The sequence below is a fragment of the Brevibacillus sp. BC25 genome, from assembly GCF_000282075.1.
Lineage (GTDB): Bacteria > Bacillota > Bacilli > Brevibacillales > Brevibacillaceae > Brevibacillus.
Window position 1 is genome coordinate 12,358 of record NZ_AKIX01000021.1, and the last position, 19,582, is coordinate 31,939.

Here is a 19,582-nt window from a genome sequence, read left to right on the forward strand (position 1 = left end):
GGATGAGTCTCGAAAATTTCTTGTACCGCCTTCATTTTGATACGGAAAACGCCAGGCCAAGTGATCTCGAAGTGGATTGGGGGGATGCGCCACTGACATACAAGCTGTACAGGGGGCTACCTGTTATTCCGCTTCCAGAAGACGTCCCTCTATCGCTCGCAGATCATACGGTTTCACAAGAGATGTCTCTTCCTCAATTGGGTGCTTGGTTATGGTATAGCTATGGCCTCATCCAAATCAGCCAATCGTTGTTAACCACAACGCCGACAGATATAGGATCTGAGTCGTTTGTGCCACTTGTAACGAATCGAAGACCAGTTCCGTCTGGAGGGGCGCTCTATCCGAGTGAGCTGTACGTGTATTTGAAGCTGTCTAGTATTCCTTCAGGTCTATACCACTACGATGTGGCCCATCACAGACTCGTACAATTGCGCGAAGGGAATTTTGATCACTTCCTAAGCCGAGCACTTGGCGGCAGTTGCCCGGTACATGCTTGCTTTGGAGTTGCGTTCGTATCCACCTATTTTTGGAAGAACTTTTTTAAGTATGATGAGTTTTCCTATCGATTGCAGGGCCTCGATGCTGGAGTACTGCTTGGACAATTGCTGGAAATGGCAAACCAGTTCGGTGTAACGACTGCGGTACATTACCAGTTCCTAGATAGAGCAATAAATACACTGCTAGGATTGTCTGCCGATCAAGAGAGTGTATACGCGGTAGTTCCCTTATCGCTTCAAACAGAAGGGGAGAGGCATTCGCACTCAACCACACATTGGGCAGAGCCAGAAGAGGAGACGGCAAGCGAGTTAATCCGAGAACTGCCTGAGCAAAAGCATGTGCAGGTGATGCGCTCAAAAAGAATGAGAAAATATCCTGCGCTCCTGCAAATGAATCAAGCTGCCATGCAGGAATCTACCTATTCGATTACACGTTATTCAGATCAGTTGGAAAGCAAGTGGCCTCGTCGTTCCGATGAGCGAATCCTTCTCCCGCGTTTGCAGAAACCAAACTATGATCTGGCGCAATATTGTCGGGAGCGTTTTTCGCCGGAAATGGACTATATCAGGAGGAAAACAGACCAGGATCAGGTAGCGCGTATCGTGGAAATGACGATGAGTGCTCTAGCGTATGGCAATGATTTGGGAAAAAATCAAGAAGTAGCGTGGAGTAGGCTTTCTCTCTTTGTAAGCATTCATCAGGTAGAAGGGATACGAGATGGGGCATACGCTTACGATCCACTGGAGCACGCTCTTTATCCGATTGTCTATGGAGATTTACGAGCACGCCTTCAAGACGGAATGACGCTGGACAACGTGAATTTGTATCAAGTGCCGCTCTGCTTTCATGTGGCGGGTAAACGCGATCATTTGATCAATCAGCTAGGGTTTAGAGGGTATCGCATCCAGCATTTGGAGGCGGGAATCGTCGTGCATCACTTGCTTTTGGCAGCGTTCACGTGTGGAATGGGCGGTCATCCGTTACTCGGATTTGACGTGGAAAATTGCGACGAACTTTACAACCTAGAGACAGAAGAGAAAACCTGCTTGATTCAAATCCCGGTCGGGCACTATCGCCCCCGCGCCAGATTTCAGGGCGGGCTTCATGGATAAAAACGTGGAAGGCCCGAGTCGCGTAGACCCGGGTCTTGTTTTATGCCCTTATAATGGCTTTGATACCTTGAATGAAACGGTCAATTTCCTCGTGGGTATTGTACGGTGCGAGCCCCGCTCGTATCCAGCCGCCACTTTCACTGATGCCCAAACAATTGGCGAGTGTTGTCGCATAGAAGTCCCCGTCCGCAACGAATATGCTATGCTCCTCACACAATCGCTCACATATTTCTTTGGGAGTAAACCCTTCGATTCGAAAAGCGATCGTTGGTGTTTTCGGTACATCTTCACACGCTTGATAGATGGTGACACCATTCATTGCGCCTAGTTCTTTTCGCAACTTTTCAGCCAATTGATTTTCATAGGCTTCGATCACCTCGTAACCAGAGCGGATTTTTTCAGCGAAGGTATCACCAAAACCAAGCGAAGCAACAAATTCGATAGCGGGTCTGATGCCAGCGATTCCTTCATGATTTTGTGTTCCGGTCTCCAGTTTATCTGGATAAGAAGAGGGGGCAGGAACCAGTTTGTAAACATCGAGTGCTTCAAAAATTTCTTTGCGGATAATAGCGATTCCCACATGAGGGCCAAAAAACTTGTAAGCGGAACAGAGCAGGATATCGGCTCCAATCTCGTCTCGATGGACAGAGAAGTGAGGGACCGCATGCACGGCGTCGACAGCAACAATGACTCCTTTAGCACGTGCTTTTTGGGAAATGGCAGCGAGATCATGGATCGTTCCGACAGCATTGGAAGCAAGCCCGACTGCCACAAGTCTGGTCCTGGAAGTAAGTAGGGTATCGAGCTCATCTAGTTGTAACGTAAGTGTCTCTTTATTCACTTTTAACCACCGAACGGTTAATCCACGATCAGCGGCAACAGTCAGCCACGGGTCTACATTGGCGCGGTGATCCATCTCGGAGACGATGATTTCATCCCCTTCTTTCCAATGTCGACCTAATGCACGCGCAATGGCAAAGGTCAGGGTGGTCATATTCGCACCGAAGGCTACCTCCAGCGGCTTCACGTGGAAGAGGTCTGCTACTGCTTGCTTCGCATCTGCAAGGATGGCTTCTGTCTCCTTGCTCGTTGGAAAGGAGCCATGTAAATTCGCTCCACCGCTCGCCATATAGAGATAGATCGCGTCCATGGAGGATTTTACGACTTGCGAGCCGCCTGGGCCATCCAGATAAACAACTGGTTTACCTTTGTAAGTTCGTTGTAGCGCAGGGAATTGCTCCCGGACTTTTTCAATGGGGAAATGTCCTGATGCAACTTCTAATCGCCAATCATTGGAGCGCATAAAACTTCCAGGAGGGTATTCAAAGACACATTCTGATTGCAAAGTGAAACCGAGCTTACGGCAAATGGCATTGGAGGCAGGGTTGTCCACGGAGGGATAGGCATGAATAAACTTGTGTCTTCGTTCTAGGTTGATGCGTGTGATGAGTGAGGCTAAAGCCGCAGAAGCGATTCCTTTACCTTGAAAGGGGGGCAGGACGCTCCAGCCTACTTCGTATACGTTTTCCCCTTGCCAGATGCGGTCCCAATAGCCGATGCTTCCGACAGGGGTGTGATGTGGCAGCAGTACGATGCTGAACATCTTGCTCGTTAGCTGTCCGTCCTTATTAACGTATCGGTTGTGCCGAGCGAGGAGCTGCTCCTCCGTCTCCGGGCCTCCAAGATGCTCCATCATGGCAGGCGCATTCAAAAGACGCAGCAAGGGAAGATCGTGATCCGCCCAGGGCTGAATGCGGACAAGCTCAGTGTCTAGTGTTGTGGACATGTTCTCACTCCTTACCAACTGGATTTCCGTGGTGTCCATCATCATTCGTTAACTCTCATTATTCGGAAAAGATTCCAATTAATCAATCTTCAATTCGTTCTGAGAAAAAAGGGATGGAAAATCATGCTATAATGGTAGTGCCCGAGTGATTCTTCCTGTCGGAGTAATGAAAAAGTAGCTGAGGTGTAGGAATAGACCCTTTCTGAAAAAACATATGGAGCGTAAATTTACCGTAAATATCGTCACCGGCTATGAAGGAAAAGGAAGGGGTACCTGTCCATGAATGAAAAAAGCATTCACACACAACGGCTCATATTGATTCCATTTACACATAGAATAGCGACGAATGTTTTGCTAGAAAATTACGAAGAGTTATTGGATATGGGGCTTACATTAGGAAAAGGCTGGCCTGATGAGGATGCGATGGAAACGATACCGAAAATCATCAAAGCACTTGAACTCACAGGGGAACCGACAGGATTTGAATCGTGGATGATCATTACAATAGATGGCATGAAGATCATCGGGGATGCAGGGTTCAAGGGAGTACCGAATGCGGAGGGAGAAGTGGACATCGGCTATGGAATTATTGAAGCCGAGCGAAAAAAAGGCTACGCGTACGAGGCGGCAGAAGGCCTAGTGAATAGGGCGTTGTTGCAGCCAGATGTGAAAAAGATTACAGCGAAGTGCTTGCTAGATAACATAGATTCCGCGAAAATATTAGCCAAAATGGGCTTTACAGAAATGAAGAGGGACGACACATTGATTTACTGGTCTAAGCAGTAGGGAATAGCACGACAGAACAGAACCAGAGTGAAAAACGAAAAAAAGGACGGACACATGGCCGTCCTTTTTTCATGGAGAACATCAATTACTGGAATTTTCTATGGGAATGTTGTAGATATGTTTCGTGCCATCTTTATACGTGACCTCGAGTACACCTGATTGAAGGGACGGGCCTTTTGCTTTTACTTTTTTCTTCGTGGAAAACTCTCCTGATTTCGAGTCGATTCGCAACGTAATGACCGAATAGAAGACCTGAATCGTTACGCGTTTGATATCTTTATTGGGGGCTTTCCCTGTCACTTTGAGTTCGTAATACGATTTAGGGAGCTTACTCGCTTCAGCCTCGAGCACAATCTCATCCGGATGGAGAGCTAGCCCTGCAAGAAATTGCGTCTGCATCTTTACGAGTTCCTCTTTGCGTTCCTTATCTTCCGGTCCAACGAGGACACGTACAGAAGAATTCACTTGAAAATAGTCTGGCGTAAGATCATCCGGCAGTTCGTCTGTTCGGAAATATTCATCTTGCTCGATAGTTCTCCCGGGCTTTAAGGTTTTTTCCTGGATGACCGGGGGACAGGCAGGTTCGTCTTCAGGGTAAGGAAGCTCCCAAGAGTCTCCAGAGGCATACGCTTCTAGTCGTGTTGTCACACCATAGCAATGACCAGTCGTGTATGTGATCGGTTTCCGCGAAATATTCGTGACAATTGTATTTACGTGGTACACTGGTGAGTCGTATTTTGGATTGTCGATTTCAGTAACGGTCGTTTGAAACCGAAGTCCTTCTTTCTTGAATGGTTTCTCAATGAATAGTGTGCCAGTTACTATTGGTGCGGCTGCGTTTACATCAACAGCACCAGCAGTCATAAACAGTAATAGACTTACAAAGGAATAGACAAACTTGCGAAACATGCAGTTTCCACCTCCTAAAGATATCAACTTTGAGTTATGTGATGTGGTTGGTACCATCCCAATATTCCACATATTTCCTTGAATTGCAATATTATTTAAAAAATAGTCTGCATGAAAATTTTCAAAGGAAGGGTAACCCAAGACTTCCTTCTTTCGTATTGAAATAAAGGAAAAGATTATCGCTTTTCATTGAACTATGCAACGCGTGTCTCTATACTGGAGAGATAAGCATTGGTAGATAATTGTGAGGGATAGCATGCAGAACTGGATGACCCAAATTATTGAACAATATAGTTACTTCGGTATCTTACTGATGATGGCACTGGAAAACATCTTTCCACCCATACCTTCTGAGGTGATTTTGACCTTCGGTGGATTTATGACGACGCAATCATCCTTAACGGTTTTTGGCGTAATCTTGTCGGCTACAATCGGTTCGGTGATCGGGGCAATCATGCTCTATGGAATCGGTTATTACCTAGACGTCAAAAAAATAGAGAAGATCGTAGAGAGATGGGGGCATCTTCTGCGCATTAAAACGGCAGATATCCATAAAGCGAATGAATGGTTCGACCGATACGGGTACTGGACGATCTTTTTTTGCCGCATGATCCCATTAATCAGAAGCCTGATTTCCATTCCAGCTGGTATGACCAAAATGAATTTCCCGCTGTTTTTGCTGTTTACAACACTCGGTACGCTTATTTGGAACATCGTCCTAGTGATGGCTGGTCACTTATTGGGGGAATCGTGGGAAGACATTCTGTACTATTTCGATCTCTATTCCAATGTCGCTTATGCTGCACTCGCATTTGCGGGGATAGCGTTTCTCATTTTTTTCCTCCGCAAACGAAAAGCGGATGCCTAAATCCTTCAAACCATCTTTCCTTCAAGGGAAGGTGGTTTTTCCATTTGGAACCAACAGGTAAACATAATATAAAAAGTTGTAATTTTCTTGCAAATACAAGTTGTCGAAATTGCGGTAAGGTGTAGGGAGGGGGAGTAGGTGACATGGGCACCACCCTTATTCTTGAAGCTGGGGGTATGCAACTTGATCGATTTGTTACTCGTAAACGGTGTAGTCATTACTATGGACAAAGACCGCCGGGTATTACAGGACGGGGCAGTCGCTATTGATAAAGGAAGAATTTTGGAGGTAGGCGACACCCAACTTCTAAAAGACAAGTATCCCGCGCAAAAGGTAGTTGACTGCGCGCATCATTGTATACTGCCAGGCTTCGTTGACGCACATGGTCATGGCGGACATTCGTTGTTCAAAACGATTGCGACGGACAATATCAACGACTGGATGCCAATCATGACCAACACTTACAAGCACTACGTGACAGACGATTTCTGGTACTACGAGGGAAAGCTGTCCGCACTGGAGCGGCTTAAAGCTGGGATTACAACAGGTGTTAGCGTCCTGGGCTCGATGCCGCGCTCAGATGATCCGATCTTTGCCTTGAATCACGCCAAAGCGTACAACGAGGTTGGCGTTCGCGAAATCGTAGCGACAGGTCCATGCAATCCACCGTGGCCGCATCCCTTCAGCCGCTGGGTCGATGGACAAAAAGTAACGAAGGAAGTCACTTATGAGCAGGTTCTCGCTGGAGCAGAAGCAGTGATCGAAGCCCTGAATCACGCGAATAACGATAAAACCAGAGCATACATAACGCCATTTGTCATCGTGACCTCTGTCAATCCGTCCTATCCGACACCAGCTGACCAATTGTTTGGCTTAACCGATTTCGACCGTTACCAAGCGCGGAAAATCAGGGAGATAGCGAAAAAGTACGACACGCGCATCCATTCAGATGCTTTTGGCGGCATGATTCACCTCGCGATTCAAGACAAAGAGTACGCGCTGCTCGGTCCAGACGTACACTTGCAGCATTGTCGGGGAATTTCTTTTGACGAGGCGAAAATTTTGGCCGAGACAGGAACGAATGTGAGCGCTTCTCCTGGTTTTGGTCAAATCAATGCTCGCACCCCCATTACGGAATTGCTGGAGATGGGAGCGACTGTTGCAATCACGACAGATGGCACCTCGCCGATGACTCCTTTTGACATGTTTCAGGCCATGCGCAGAATGCAGTTGCTGCAACAAGCGGCGCTGCGCGATTATTATTACCTCCCACCGGGCAAGCTGCTGGAAATGGTAACGATTGATGCGGCACGCTGTGTCGGCTGGGATGACGAGCTGGGCTCGCTTGAGGCTGGTAAAAAAGCGGACGTCATTACTGTAAATATGCATCAGGCCCACTTGAATCCAGAGAACATGCATGTCCATCGTGTCGTCTATCAGGCAGTCGGTGGTGATGTGAACCATGTCATTGTTGATGGTGAGCTGATTATGGACGAGCGCCGTGTTTTGACTGTGGATGAAAAGCAAATCCTAAAAGATGCCAATGAAGAGGCGAATCGCACAATCGAGCGGGCAGGTCTGGAAATCTACATGCAGCCAAGCAAGTATTTCTGGGGGCATGCACGAGCTTATTTGGATGAGAGAAGATTTGACCCGACGAAGTTGTAGGTAAGTAGTCAAAGAAGACGACGTATAATGCTGCACATAAAACTTTGATACCGCATTGAATAGGAGAAGGTGCCCGCCGCCTTCCCTTTTTTATTGGATTATAGTTGACAAAAACGATAGGATTAATCATTATTTATTCATAATCCCCATCGACTAAGTTGGAATAAAAAGAGGTGCAGTCATGTATCTGACTATTGATAATGTTACGAAACATTTCGTGAATGAGCAGAAACAAAAAGTAAAGGTGCTGGATGATATCAATCTTGAAGTGGAAAAGGGCAGCTTCGTTTCCATTGTCGGCCCCTCTGGCTGTGGAAAGTCGACGCTGCTCTACTTAATAGCAGGATTGGATCAACCGGACAGCGGTGACATACACGTTGCTGGCAACAAAGTGAATAAACCCGGTCCCGACAGAGTCGTGGTTTTTCAAGAAGCGGGATTATTTCCATGGCTAACGGTTTTGGAAAATGTTACATACGGGCTCAAATTGAAAAAAATGTCTGCTGCGAAAGCCAACGAGAAGGCGCTGGATGTGCTCAAAATGGTCCATTTAAGTAAGTATGTTCATTCCTATCCCCATCAGCTCTCAGGCGGTATGAAGCAACGTGTAGCCATAGCTCGGGCACTTGTCATGGAACCCGACATTTTGCTGATGGATGAACCGTTCTCGGCGTTGGATGAACAGACGCGGATGGTTCTTCATAAGGAGTTGCTTGAGATTTGGAGAACGACCAAGGTCACGATTTTTTTCGTCACCCATAATATCCGGGAGGCCGTACAGCTTGCGGAGAGGATTGTCGTTTTTGCCACACGCCCCGGAAAAATCAAGGAGATCATTGCGGTTCCTGCCATGCGAGATGGAGTCATGCCGGACAGTGTGACATTAAACACGGAGCAGAAGGTGCTGTCGATCCTGCAAGAAGAGATAGAAAAGGTGCTGAAGGAGGAAATGGGCAATGACTACAGCTTTAAGACGGGTCATCTTCATCGCTATGATAGCGGCGATATGGGAAGTCACATCTAGATTATCTGGGTTGCCATCGTTCATGTTTCCCAGCTTGACCCAGGTTTTCGAAACACTCGTAAATGGATTGATAAGCGGGCAAATTACCGCCGCGATTGGAAAAAGTTTGGGACGAATCCTGTTGGGCTTTCTCATTGCCATTATTCTCGGACTGATATTGGGTTACTTCATTTGGAGGTACAAACTCGTAGAAGATACGCTTGGCTTTGTGGTGACAGCGCTTCAGTCTATCCCGAGCATTGTCTGGTTCCCGCTTGCGATTATCTGGTTTGGCTTAAATGACTTCTCTATTTTGTTCATCGTGACGATCGGGGCTACCTGGACGATGACGGTCAACGCGACCAGCGGTTTTAAAAATGTCCCACCGCTATATCAGCGGGTGGCCAAGACTTATGGTTCGACTGGCTTTCACTTTGTACGAACAGTCATTCTTCCTGCATCCGTACCGCAGATCATCTCCGGACTTCGAATCGCATGGGCATTTTCCTGGCGGGCACTCATGGCTGGTGAATTGCTCGGGGGTGGCGGTGGTCTCGGTCAATTGCTCGAGATGGGACGTTCACTTGGACAAATGGATTTGGTGATATCAGTCATGATCATTATTGCGATCATCGGTACCATTGTCGATAATGTTGTCTTTTCACGCATCGAACGCAACGTTCAGATGAAGTGGGGAGTTCATTCATAAAAGAAAAATGGCTAAGGAGTGTGTCGTCACATGCTTAAAAAAGTGTTTAATACTGTTGTTGCATCCCTATTATTGATGGGGATTGTGAGCGGGTGCTCTACTGGCGGAGCAGAATCCTCTGAGAAGGAAGTAAGGATTGGATATTTCCCAAACCTGACCCATAGCGCAACGATCATCGCGCTGGAAAAAGGCTATTTTAAGGAAGCCTTCGGTGCTGATATGAAGATTCAAACAAAAACGGTCGCCAATGGCGGATTGTTTATGGAGGCAATGGCAACGAAGGCGATTGACGTAGGGACGGTGGGGCCAGGGCCTCTTTTGAACTTTTATGTCAAGCATCCCGGGTATCGTTTGATTTCAGGTGCGGTCAATGGCGGGGCTGTGCTCGTCGTGAATGGTTCAACCAATATTAGTGAACTAAAAGAGTTAAAAGGCAAAAAAATCGCGATTCCAGTAATCGGCAGCACACAGGATGTCATGCTCAGAAAAGCACTGAATGAGGTTGGCCTCAAACCGACGACGAATGGTGGAGATGTGGAACTGTATGCGGCGGCCCCAGCAGATACGGCAGCATTATTCGTGCAAAAATCCGTTGATGGTGCAGCAACTCAGGAGCCGTGGGGATATGTACTTGAGAATCAGGCAGAAGGAAAATTGCTTCTGGACTGGGATCAATTCGCTTGGGGGAAAGAATCAACCAATACTGTGGTAGCAGCCAGCGATGAATTTTTGAAACGAGAAGGATTGGCAACCGCCTACCTGCAAGCACATAAAAAGGCCGTCAAATTCATTCAGGAAAATCCCGAAGAAAGCCAAGATCTGATCATCAAGCATTTGAAAAATCTTACTGGCAAAGAGTTGAGCAAAAAAGAAGTGCAGGCAGCCTTTTCCCGTTTGGAAGTAACAACGGAGGTCAATGAAAAAGTCATTCAGGAAATGGCAGATATCAGCCAGGAAGCCGGTTATATTTCCAGTAATAAAATCGATGGCTTAATCGATTTGAAATATTTAGAAGCAGCGAAATAAAATTGGGTGAGAAGGAGGGAGGTTCAGCAGGAGGAACGAGGGGTGGAAAGGAATTAGATGGGAAAGGAGGTCACGCCGCGATGAGACCACATGAACAAGGAAGTAATCAACCGAACGACACTTCATTAGAGACACAGGTTCATACTGATTTCCAAAAAGAAATGAGTTACGGCGATTACTTACAGCTCGATCAAATCTTGTCGAGTCAACAATGTCAATCTACCCATCATGATGAAATGCTGTTTATTATCATTCATCAGGTGAGTGAGCTATGGATGAAACAAATTTTGCACGAACTGTCAGCAGCAAATGAGTGCATCTGCAACCACGATCTGGAGCCTGCTTTCAAAATGTTCGCGCGAGTCTCGCGTATCCAGCAGCAATTGATTAAATCGTGGGATGTCCTTTCTACATTGACACCAGCTGACTACCTCCAGTTCCGTGACAAGCTGGGTCATTCGTCCGGTTTTCAATCCTATCAAAACCGATTCATCGAATTTACGCTAGGATATAAGAACCAGCATGTCCTAGCGGTGTATGCACATCAACCAGAGCTGCACGCCCAAATGAGTGCGGCCTTGCAGCAGCCCAGCATTTACGATGCGGCGATTAGGGAGATGGCTGCTCGTGGCTTGCCGATTGATCCGGAATGTTTGAATCGCGATTGGTCGCAGCCTTATCAACCAAATCAAAGTGTAGAGCAAGCCTGGCTGACCGTGTATCGAAATGTGAACCAGTATTGGGATCTGTACGAGTTGGCAGAAAAGCTGGTGGATATCGCCAGCCAGCAACAACAATGGCGTTTTAACCATATGACGACAGTCGAACGCATCATAGGACAAAAGCCGGGAACAGGTGGGTCATCAGGCGTCATGTACTTACGCAGAGCACTCGATCACCGTTTTTTCCCGGAGCTTTGGAGCTTGCGGACGCTGTTGTAAAAAAACTCTTCAAAAAAAGCGAGAAAAGCGTCTTGGGGACCCAAGGCGCTTTTTAGTATGTAGTACTCATTTCACATCTTTTCACATATCTTTCCTAATATTGGGTACAAATGCCCTTCTTTTCCTGACAAACATATGTTTTCATTTTTTGTAGTATACCTTATTTTTCAAGTACAACCAGAAATGGAGTGGGCATTTGGATGGAAACAATGAAGCCACCTATGGAAGTGTTATATGCTAAACAGCTGAATGCACTGCGATCCCATGATACAGGGACAAAACCTCCCAATTGGCTGATGTCGCCAAGAGCTGTACGCGACTTTATTTTAGGAACGGATGAACCCCTCTCTTATGAGGGCGAAAGTATACCGATTACGAAGAAGTTCTATGGAGACGATGTGCTTATTGAGCGTGCAATCGTCACATTGGCAGGCAATCGTGGCTTGATGCTCGTCGGTGAACCTGGAACGGCAAAGACGATGCTGTCTGAGTTGTTATCTGCAGCTATCTCCGGTACGAGCACGAATACAATCCAAGGCACCGCGGGAACGACAGAGGATATGATCAAATACTCCTGGAACTACGCGATGCTGCTGGACAAAGGTCCTTCTCTGCAAGCGCTGGTTCCTTCCCCGTTATACACCGGGATGAGCAAGGGAATCATTACTCGTTTTGAAGAGATTACCCGTTGTCCATTTGAGGTTCAAGACGTGTTGATTAGTATTTTGAGCGACAAGGTGATGAACATTCCCGAGTTGTCAGACGGCATCGTGTTTGCAAAGCCCGGTTTTAATATCATTGCAACAGCGAACTTGCGGGACAAGGGCGTCAATGAAATGAGCAGCGCGCTCAAACGACGTTTTAACTTCGAGACAATCGCGCCAATTAATCATGTGAAAATGGAAGCGCAAATTATCGAATCCCAAGCAAAAGTGATTCTGGAGCAAAGTGGCGTAAACATCGAAATCGATCGGGATGTGGTTGAGATATTGGCGACGACCTTCATGGAGCTCCGCATGGGCGAGACTAAAGAAGGATTCAAAATCGATTCCCCTCAATCCGTGATGAGTACAGCCGAAGCCGTATCCGTCTATGTCCAAAGTGCAATGACGTCCCATTACTACGATGGCAGGCCAATTTCCATGGATCGACTGGTACAGAACATGCTGGGAGCGGTCGTCAAGGAAAACCAAAAGGACGCAAATATCCTGAAAACCTACTTTACCAAAGTGGTTAAAGAACGGGCAAAGGAAGAGGGTCTATGGGGAACTTATTACAACGAGAAGAAATGGATCAAATAAACGGTCAAGACCGCTTCATAAAATCTTTCGTCGAAGAAGAGGTCTACAACCTCAGCAAACAGGTCGTCTATTTCCCAGTTCGTCATCATAGTCCTGCCTGCGCATTTCATTTGAAAAAAACGATCGAAGAGTATCAACCGGAAATCATTCTGATTGAAGGCCCGGACCACAGCAATCATATCATTCCGATCTTGACGGATGAACGGACGAAGCCTCCTGTGAGCATTTATTACGCGTACGCCTCAGGAGAGCAAAAATACGTCTGTTACTTTCCGTTTCTTCTGTATTCGCCGGAATATGTAGCCTTGGTCGAAGCAAAACGTCGGCAGATACCTGCAGCTTTTATTGATCTAAGCTACGGGAGTCGCCTCGAAAGCTTGGAAGACGGCCATGATTTGAAAAAGAAGAATGAAAAGCTGTCCTATCACGATGAGCGCATGCTGGCAGGCTCGCAGTTTATTCAGCGATTGTGCCAGACGATGAAATGCCGGAACTTCGATGAGCTGTGGGAAAAGGTTTTTGAGATTGATGGTATCCGCAAACAGACGCAGGATTTCGTCAAGGATGTCTTTGCCTATTGCTACCTGTCTCGAAAATGCTATGATGACGCGGCTTTGGAAGCGGAAGGCGATTTGATCCGTGAGGCGCACATGCGTCAAAAAATTGCAGAGGCCAAGCAAAAGCACGCGAGAATTCTCGTAGTGACCGGGGGCTTTCATACATACGGACTCATCGAGGAACGAAAGACTTCCTATAAGATACAAAAGGTGCAGGAAGAAAAAATATATCCGATGGTGTACACGTACCAGGAAGCAGATCAGTTGAATGGATACGCAAGCGGGATGCCGTACGTTCACTACTACGAGAGTGTGTGGAAGGCACTGGAGAAGAAGGAGCGTGCTCCTTTCTCGAAAAGCGCCTTGGTGTACCTCCCGCAACTGCTCAAAAAGCTGCGTGACAAGGGAGAAACGACGTCGACTGCGGATGCGATCGAAGCGTACAGCCTCATGAACGGCTTGGCAGTCATGCGAGAAAAGGCCGAGGGCGGTGCCTATGAGTTGATTGATTCCGTTCTCTCTGCTTTTACAAAAGGCGAGCGCTCGATTGCAACTTCACAGCCGATCGAGACATTGCGAGAGCTGTTGACAGGAGACGGAATCGGTGAGGTTGCTCCAAATTCACTGGATGTGCCCATCGTTCGCGATTGCAAAGACAGATGTAAATCGCTAAAGCTCGCGATTACGACAACAGGGCGCAATCAGAAGGTGCTCGAGCTGTATGCCAAGAAGTCGCATCGCGAAGCCAGTCAGTTTTTTCACTGCATGCAGTTCTTGGGTACAGAATTTTGCGCGAAAGAAGCCGGCCCAGACTGGATGAACAACCGAAATGTCAATCTTGTCCGAGAAACATGGCGCTACAGCTATTCCTCCTTTGTCGAAGCCCGTCTGATCGAGAGCTCGGTTTACGGTGGGACGGTGAAGGAGGCAGCTGCGCATAAGCTAGCCGATATGGTAAAAGAATTGCCGCAGCATCAGAGCCATGAGCTGGCAAAATGGCTTTTGATGGCGGTCGTTATGGGTTTGGAAGAGTTGTCGGAACGACTCTTTGATTCTGTACAAGAGTCCGTTAAGCAGGATGGACATTTTCTTTCTCTTTGCAAAACGTTGAAGACACTCACGATTCTTTTGGAGCAAAAACGGTTGTTCGGTCTTATTGAGACAGAACGGCTGGAGAGCTTGGTGGAAGAAGTATATTACCAGGCTGTGACCAAAATCGTCGAGCAGGGAAACCCGAACCCCAACGAACTGGATGAGTTGGCCGATCAGCTCAAATTCCTGTACATGCTGAGTGAGAAGAGACAGGCGGATGATTCCCGAGAGATTTTCAGTGATCAACTGCTGGAATTGCTGCGTAACGACAAGCTCCCCGCGAAACTGGAGGGAGTAGTAGTTGCGATCTTGTGCAATCTCGAAGTGATCGAACGAGCAGAAATCTCCAGACGTGCGCGTGCTTATATGTTCGGCTCGCCTGAGCAAATGCTGCATACCGCCGCGTATTTACATGGCGTTTTTATCGTGGCTCGTGACTACCTGTTTCATCAAGAAGAAATCTTGTGCGATCTGCATCAGATGATTACATCCTTGGCCTACGATGATTTTTTACAAGTAGTGCCTGAACTGCGATTGGCGTTTACATATTTTAGCCCAATGGAAATTAGTATGCTCTCGGAAAAAGTGGCAGCTCTCTTCCAAACGACGGTGGAACAAGTCACGAATCCAGTCATCGATGAGCGTACCTTACGTGATGCCCGCATGCTCGATCAAGCGATCAAGGAGGAGTTTGCCAAATGGAACCTGATTTGAGCCGCGAAGCCTTGAATCGCTGGCGGTTGTTATTGGGCTCTCATGCCGAGGAATCTTTGGAAGGCAGTGGGGGCTATCAATCATCCGAGTTTTCCTATCAGGAACTGGACTCGATTCTTGAATTTTTATACAACCGTGAATACGGAGAAGAGCAAGGCTATCGAAAAGAGGGTGGCCGAGGAGATTCGGCATTGACGGTTCCCGTCTGGCTGAACAAAATTCGCAAGCTGTTCCCCAAAAAAACGGTAGAAGTCCTTGAGCGGCAAGCTCTGGACCGCTATAACATGACAGAGCTGTTGACAGACAAAAAAGTGTTGGAAAGCATGGAGCCCAACATGACCCTCTTGAAAAACATCCTCCAATTTAAAGGCAGGATGAAAGGAGAGGTCGTGAAAAGTGCAAAGGAAATTGTACGCAAGGTCGTAGACGATCTGCGACGTCAGCTTGAAAATGAAGTACAGACCAGCATTGTCGGCAAACGCAATCGCCACAAACGCGGTTATACGAAGTCGATGAAAAATCTGGATGTCCATAAAACGATTCGTAAAAATTTAAAAAACTATGATCGCAAAAAAAGCCGTTTTATCATCGATGAGCTGTATTTCCACAGCAATATCCAGCATCACAACAAATGGAACATCGTCATTGTCGTGGACGAGAGCGGCAGTATGATGGACTCTGTGATTTACAGCTCCGTTATGGCAAGTATTTTTTACAAGCTCGCTGCCTTGAAGACGCATTTGGTTATTTTTGATACAAAGGTCGTTGATTTGAGCGATAGACTGGATGATCCGGTCGATGTGCTGATGAGTGTGCAGCTTGGTGGGGGGACTCATATTGCCCAGGCGCTCAAATACGGAAGAACACTGCTCGAAAATCCATCGAAGACGATATTTATCCTCGTCAGCGATTTGGAGGAGGGCTATCCGATCAAGGAAATGTATCGCCAAAGCAAGGAAATTATCGACGCGGGCTGCAAGTTTTTAGTGCTGACGGCTTTGGATTTCAATGGAAACGCTACGTACAACCAGCATGCTGCGAGGGTATTGAGCGATATGGGAGCAAATGTCGCCGCGATCACGCCTGATGAGCTCGCGCAATGGATTGGAAAGGTTATCAAATAGAGAGAAGGAGGAGTAAGGAATGGTTTTACGAAAGACAGATCTGAATCCAGTTACGAAGAAATTTGTGGAGGAGTTTATCAGTGCAAGTGATCGAAACAAGCATTTGTACGATCAAATCGCTGATTACGTTGCAGGTGACACAGACGAATGCCCGGCAATCGCAGAGGACCCGCGGTTTTACAGCTATACGGTTCGATCCGAATTTGACAAGCTGAAAAAACGCGGCGAGGAGCAGTCCTTCTATCGAGCAGCTGTACTGATCTATAAGGCAAGCAATCGTTTTTACGATAAGAAAAATGTGATGGATGAGTGCTTCCTGGATCAGATCGAACTGCAAAGTATGAAGGAAATCAGTGATGCTGATATCCATGAAAGAGATCAGAAAGCATTGGAGGCCGTGAGAAAAACGGCCGAGCATTTTGGTCCTGCATTGTTTGGCGAATTTTTGTTAAAAGCAGCGGAGGATTATCGCGTAAGTATCAACCGTGATTACTCCTCAACATTTGATCGAGCCAATTTTTTGCTCTTCATTTCGTATGCGTACACGATTTCTCCGAGCATTTTGGAGGAAGCAAAAGAAAAGCTGATGCCGATCTACTATTACCTGCTTACAGGTGATACACGCGAATATATAAAAGAGCTGCATATCATTGCAAAAGAAGTCGTGACTATGCAGTTTTCGAGCAATAATTTACTGACTAACGAGTCGTTGTACCCTTTATACGTCAAAGAGAAAAAGGCTGCGCTACGAGAAAAGCATTATCCAGGAGAGCAGGTCAAGGAAGGCTCCCTTTTGAACCAGAAACATTTGAAGCGATATATGGAGCTGGTCATCAGCTTGCTGTATTTCCGCATTCACGTCAAAGGCGGGATCAGTGCATTCCTGAAGAAGGAAGACGAGATGGATCGGGAGCTGCATGACACCTTGCAAATCTTGTTTGACATGTTCCCACTTGATATCTTGTCCGAAGATAAGAGACTGGCTGACCTCGTGCACATGGATGAGCCTTACGATCTACTGTTGGGCCTGCGCGAGCATTTGCTATCCCCGCCGACAAATTGGGAGCAAGTAAAGCAACTGGTACTGGAAGACGTAACGAAATCAAGACGAGCACTTGAGATTGCTTCGATCCCGATGGTCAAAGGATTTTTACACAAAACGTTGACGGAAGAAGGCGTGGATCTCTCCGAATTCCAGCCTTCTTTGGAAGGAATTATTCAAGACGCGCTGCGACGTGCGAAGGGCTCGACAAAGCTGGCGAACTATTTGGATGATAAAGCTGTCCTAGAGGATGTGCTCGAGCATGTGCATCTGGAGGACTTACAACTCGTAAGACAGCAGATGATCCTGCTGAGCTTCTTGCCTGTGGACCATCCGTTTATTACGCGTCTGATTCCGTTCATGTGCCAATACAAAGACAAGTCAAACCGCAGAGTAGGCCATATGTGCTTCGCTCATGCGTTCCAGGATCAATTGACCGCCTTCATCGACCATTACCGGAATGACGAAGCTGTAGATATCCAGACACTTTTTTATCAGATTTTGTCGATCAAGGAGACGCACTATTATTACACAGACGTCAATGAAGAGGTGTATCGTTCGTTGGTCGTAGCGAATCCGGAAATGAGTCTGGCTCAATTTGACAAGCTGGAAACGGAGCTTCGCGTGTTTGTGACGCAAACCCTATTAGCGGCAAAGGAGACGCTGGCAGAGGAATTGCGCAACCAAACGATTCTGCTCGGGTTGGCTGACAGCTCGAAGAAAGTGAGCGGCCTCGCTGGTGCAGCGTTTCTTCAGGCCAAAGACAAGGAGCTTTATTTGCACGTCTATCATACTGAGAAAAAAGCAAAGGTCAAGGAAATGGCGCTGGATGCGATTCGCTCCCTAGACAATAACAAGGAGATTTTCCAAGAGCTGCTGATTACAGAAAAGAGCAGCAAATTGAAAACGTTGCTGCAAACATTTATCGACGCCGAAGAGCAAGGGCCAGATGCGAGCTTGACCCATTTGGGCAAACTGACCGACAGGCGCAAGCTCACACGAATTAAATGGATGCCACTGGAGCGCATGCCAGCCCTTCGCGACCAAGATGGCAACGAGCTGGGTCAGGAAGTAATGGAGTACATGCTCACCGCTTCGATCGATTTTCCGACAGCGCCAAACCAGTTGGTACTTGACTTGAAACCGTCTCTGCAAGCGGCATCTGTTGCTGACTTTACCGTAGAAGTTTTGCGCTCATGGCTCGATAATGGGGCAGTCGCCAAAGAAAAATGGGTCATGCCGCTCTGCGTCGCTTTTGGAGATCGACGTATAGTCGATACGATTGGTCAGTGGGTTAAGGAGTGGACAGATCACTCTCGCGGAGCTTTGGCTGCGGATGGCGTGCGTGCCCTGTCGTTCTCGAATGATTTGACTGCGCTGCGCCTAATCGACCAGATCAAGCGTACGATCAAAAACAGGCAAGTCAAATCAGCAGCAGAAGAGGCGCTCTCCATGGCGGCTGCGAATCAGAACATTTCCGCGATGGAGCTGGAAGACCGACTGGTCACCACGCTTGGCTTCGATGCGTCGGGCAAGCAAGTGTTTGACTACGGCGACCGCACCTTCACGGTCAAAGTCAGCAATGAGCTGGAGCTGGAAGTCACGAACGACAGTACAGGAAAAGCGGTAAAAAATCTGCCTGCACCGTCCGCGAAAGACGATCAGGAGAAGGCAGAACAAGCGCGATTGACTTTTGCTCAATTGAAAAAAGACCTGAAAAATATGGTGAAAGTACAATCTCTTCGTCTGGAGGAGTCCCTGTCCAAATCGCGTCATTGGTCAACGGAAGCATGGAAACGTCTCTTTGTGGAGAACGTATTGATGCAAAAATTCGCAATCGGGCTCATCTGGGGTGTATACGAGGACGGAAAGCTCGTAGATACGTTCCGCTATATGGACGATGGGACATTTAACACCGTGGACGAGGATGAGTATGAGTTGGCAGATGAGCAGCTCGTTGGTTTGATTCACCCACTGGAGCTGGACGAAGGGTCGTTGAACGGCTGGCGTACTCAACTAGAAGATTACGAAATTACCCAACCATTCGAGCAGTTGAATCGTGAAGCGTTCCTGCCAACGGAAGAAGAAATGAAAGCCAATGAATTGCTCCGACTGCCTGTTGAATCGTATTCACCTACCGCTTTTGCGAAAATGATGGAGAAATTCGGCTGGGTCAAAGGAACGCCGCTCGATGCCGGTTATTATTATGAGTTTTACAAACTGTATGACGGAATGGTGGCTGAGCTGAAAATCAGCGGGGCGAGCATTTCGTATTGGGAGGGCATGGAGGATGTGAAGCTGGAAACGTTGGCTTTCTATCCGAATAAAGATGCCGAGTACAAGCATTTTTACTTCAAACCAGTGGATCGGCTGAAGCTAACCGATATTCCAACACGCATTTTCAGCGAAACCGTCTACGATGTCATGCGTGCAGCAGGAAAATAAC

The 19,582-nt window shown here is 47.2% G+C and carries 14 protein-coding genes; 12 read left to right on the plus strand and 2 right to left on the minus strand.

What is annotated here, in order from left to right; genetic code table 11:
• The first annotated feature begins 2 nt into the window (after nucleotides 1-2).
• Nucleotides 3-1,610: a SagB family peptide dehydrogenase gene (locus PMI05_RS04855; protein WP_007717956.1), complete on the plus strand. Its 1,608-nt coding sequence runs from the start codon at nucleotides 3-5 to the stop codon at nucleotides 1,608-1,610.
• 40 nt (nucleotides 1,611-1,650) lie between these two features.
• Here the strand turns inward: PMI05_RS04855 and PMI05_RS04860 are convergent, their stop codons facing one another.
• The gene (locus PMI05_RS04860) at nucleotides 1,651-3,396 is read right to left on the minus strand and encodes a cysteine desulfurase-like protein (protein ID WP_007717959.1); all 1,746 of its coding nucleotides are present in this window, start codon (nucleotides 3,394-3,396) and stop codon (nucleotides 1,651-1,653) included.
• A gap of 279 nt (nucleotides 3,397-3,675) precedes the next feature.
• Here PMI05_RS04860 and PMI05_RS04865 point away from each other — a divergent pair, with 279 nt between their 5' ends.
• Nucleotides 3,676-4,182, plus strand: a complete 507-nt coding sequence (locus tag PMI05_RS04865) for a GNAT family N-acetyltransferase (protein ID WP_007717962.1) — start codon at nucleotides 3,676-3,678, stop codon at nucleotides 4,180-4,182.
• An 81-nt stretch (nucleotides 4,183-4,263) separates the two neighbouring features.
• Here PMI05_RS04865 and PMI05_RS04870 read toward each other — a convergent pair whose 3' ends face one another.
• Complete coding sequence (locus PMI05_RS04870) at nucleotides 4,264-5,091, minus strand: hypothetical protein (protein ID WP_007717967.1); 828 nt, start codon at nucleotides 5,089-5,091, stop codon at nucleotides 4,264-4,266.
• Between the two features lie 256 nt (nucleotides 5,092-5,347).
• On the opposite strand from PMI05_RS04870, the gene PMI05_RS04875 reads away from it, so the two are divergent.
• The 10 genes from PMI05_RS04875 to PMI05_RS04920 all read left to right on the plus strand — a co-directional run bounded on the left by PMI05_RS04875 (nucleotide 5,348) and on the right by PMI05_RS04920 (nucleotide 19,581).
• Nucleotides 5,348-5,959, plus strand: a complete 612-nt coding sequence (locus tag PMI05_RS04875; protein WP_007717970.1) for a DedA family protein — start codon at nucleotides 5,348-5,350, stop codon at nucleotides 5,957-5,959.
• Nucleotides 5,960-6,142: 183 nt separating this feature from the next.
• A complete protein-coding gene (locus tag PMI05_RS04880) occupies nucleotides 6,143-7,627 on the plus strand; it encodes an amidohydrolase family protein (RefSeq protein WP_193375246.1) in 1,485 nt (494 codons plus the stop codon).
• Nucleotides 7,628-7,808: 181 nt separating this feature from the next.
• Nucleotides 7,809-8,651: an ABC transporter ATP-binding protein gene (locus tag PMI05_RS04885; protein WP_007717977.1), complete on the plus strand. Its 843-nt coding sequence runs from the start codon at nucleotides 7,809-7,811 to the stop codon at nucleotides 8,649-8,651.
• Complete coding sequence (locus tag PMI05_RS04890) at nucleotides 8,584-9,339, plus strand: ABC transporter permease (protein ID WP_039960273.1); 756 nt, start codon at nucleotides 8,584-8,586, stop codon at nucleotides 9,337-9,339. Before PMI05_RS04885 ends, PMI05_RS04890 begins: the two co-directional genes overlap by 68 nt.
• A gap of 30 nt (nucleotides 9,340-9,369) precedes the next feature.
• Nucleotides 9,370-10,365: an aliphatic sulfonate ABC transporter substrate-binding protein gene (locus tag PMI05_RS04895; RefSeq protein ID WP_007717982.1), complete on the plus strand. Its 996-nt coding sequence runs from the start codon at nucleotides 9,370-9,372 to the stop codon at nucleotides 10,363-10,365.
• 80 nt (nucleotides 10,366-10,445) lie between these two features.
• A complete protein-coding gene (gene kynA / locus PMI05_RS04900) occupies nucleotides 10,446-11,306 on the plus strand; it encodes a tryptophan 2,3-dioxygenase (RefSeq protein ID WP_007717985.1) in 861 nt (286 codons plus the stop codon).
• A 200-nt stretch (nucleotides 11,307-11,506) separates the two neighbouring features.
• Nucleotides 11,507-12,607 (plus strand): AAA family ATPase, encoded by a 1,101-nt coding sequence (locus PMI05_RS04905; RefSeq protein ID WP_007717988.1) that lies wholly within the window; start codon nucleotides 11,507-11,509, stop codon nucleotides 12,605-12,607.
• A complete protein-coding gene (locus PMI05_RS04910) occupies nucleotides 12,568-14,970 on the plus strand; it encodes a DUF5682 family protein (protein ID WP_007717990.1) in 2,403 nt (800 codons plus the stop codon). The genes PMI05_RS04905 and PMI05_RS04910 overlap by 40 nt, the downstream gene beginning before the upstream one ends.
• Nucleotides 14,955-16,094 (plus strand): VWA domain-containing protein, encoded by a 1,140-nt coding sequence (locus PMI05_RS04915; RefSeq protein WP_007717998.1) that lies wholly within the window; start codon nucleotides 14,955-14,957, stop codon nucleotides 16,092-16,094. The genes PMI05_RS04910 and PMI05_RS04915 overlap by 16 nt, the downstream gene beginning before the upstream one ends.
• A 19-nt stretch (nucleotides 16,095-16,113) precedes the next feature.
• On the plus strand, nucleotides 16,114-19,581 hold the full coding sequence (locus PMI05_RS04920) for a DUF4132 domain-containing protein (RefSeq protein ID WP_007718007.1): 3,468 nt from the start codon (nucleotides 16,114-16,116) through the stop codon (nucleotides 19,579-19,581).
• Nucleotide 19,582 lies beyond the last annotated feature (1 nt).

Coding starts and splice junctions, on each gene's coding strand:
- PMI05_RS04905 (WP_007717988.1), top strand. CDS start 11,507: ATGGAAACAATGAAGCCACCTATGGAAGTGTTATATGCTAAACAGCTG.
- PMI05_RS04915 (WP_007717998.1), top strand. CDS start 14,955: ATGGAACCTGATTTGAGCCGCGAAGCCTTGAATCGCTGGCGGTTGTTA.
- PMI05_RS04860 (WP_007717959.1), bottom strand. CDS start 3,396: ATGTCCACAACACTAGACACTGAGCTTGTCCGCATTCAGCCCTGGGCG.
- kynA (WP_007717985.1), top strand. CDS start 10,446: ATGAGACCACATGAACAAGGAAGTAATCAACCGAACGACACTTCATTA.
- PMI05_RS04910 (WP_007717990.1), top strand. CDS start 12,568: ATGGGGAACTTATTACAACGAGAAGAAATGGATCAAATAAACGGTCAA.
- PMI05_RS04920 (WP_007718007.1), top strand. CDS start 16,114: ATGGTTTTACGAAAGACAGATCTGAATCCAGTTACGAAGAAATTTGTG.
- PMI05_RS04855 (WP_007717956.1), top strand. CDS start 3: ATGAGTCTCGAAAATTTCTTGTACCGCCTTCATTTTGATACGGAAAAC.
- PMI05_RS04870 (WP_007717967.1), bottom strand. CDS start 5,091: ATGTTTCGCAAGTTTGTCTATTCCTTTGTAAGTCTATTACTGTTTATG.
- PMI05_RS04890 (WP_039960273.1), top strand. CDS start 8,584: ATGACTACAGCTTTAAGACGGGTCATCTTCATCGCTATGATAGCGGCG.
- PMI05_RS04875 (WP_007717970.1), top strand. CDS start 5,348: ATGCAGAACTGGATGACCCAAATTATTGAACAATATAGTTACTTCGGT.
- PMI05_RS04895 (WP_007717982.1), top strand. CDS start 9,370: ATGCTTAAAAAAGTGTTTAATACTGTTGTTGCATCCCTATTATTGATG.
- PMI05_RS04885 (WP_007717977.1), top strand. CDS start 7,809: ATGTATCTGACTATTGATAATGTTACGAAACATTTCGTGAATGAGCAG.
- PMI05_RS04865 (WP_007717962.1), top strand. CDS start 3,676: ATGAATGAAAAAAGCATTCACACACAACGGCTCATATTGATTCCATTT.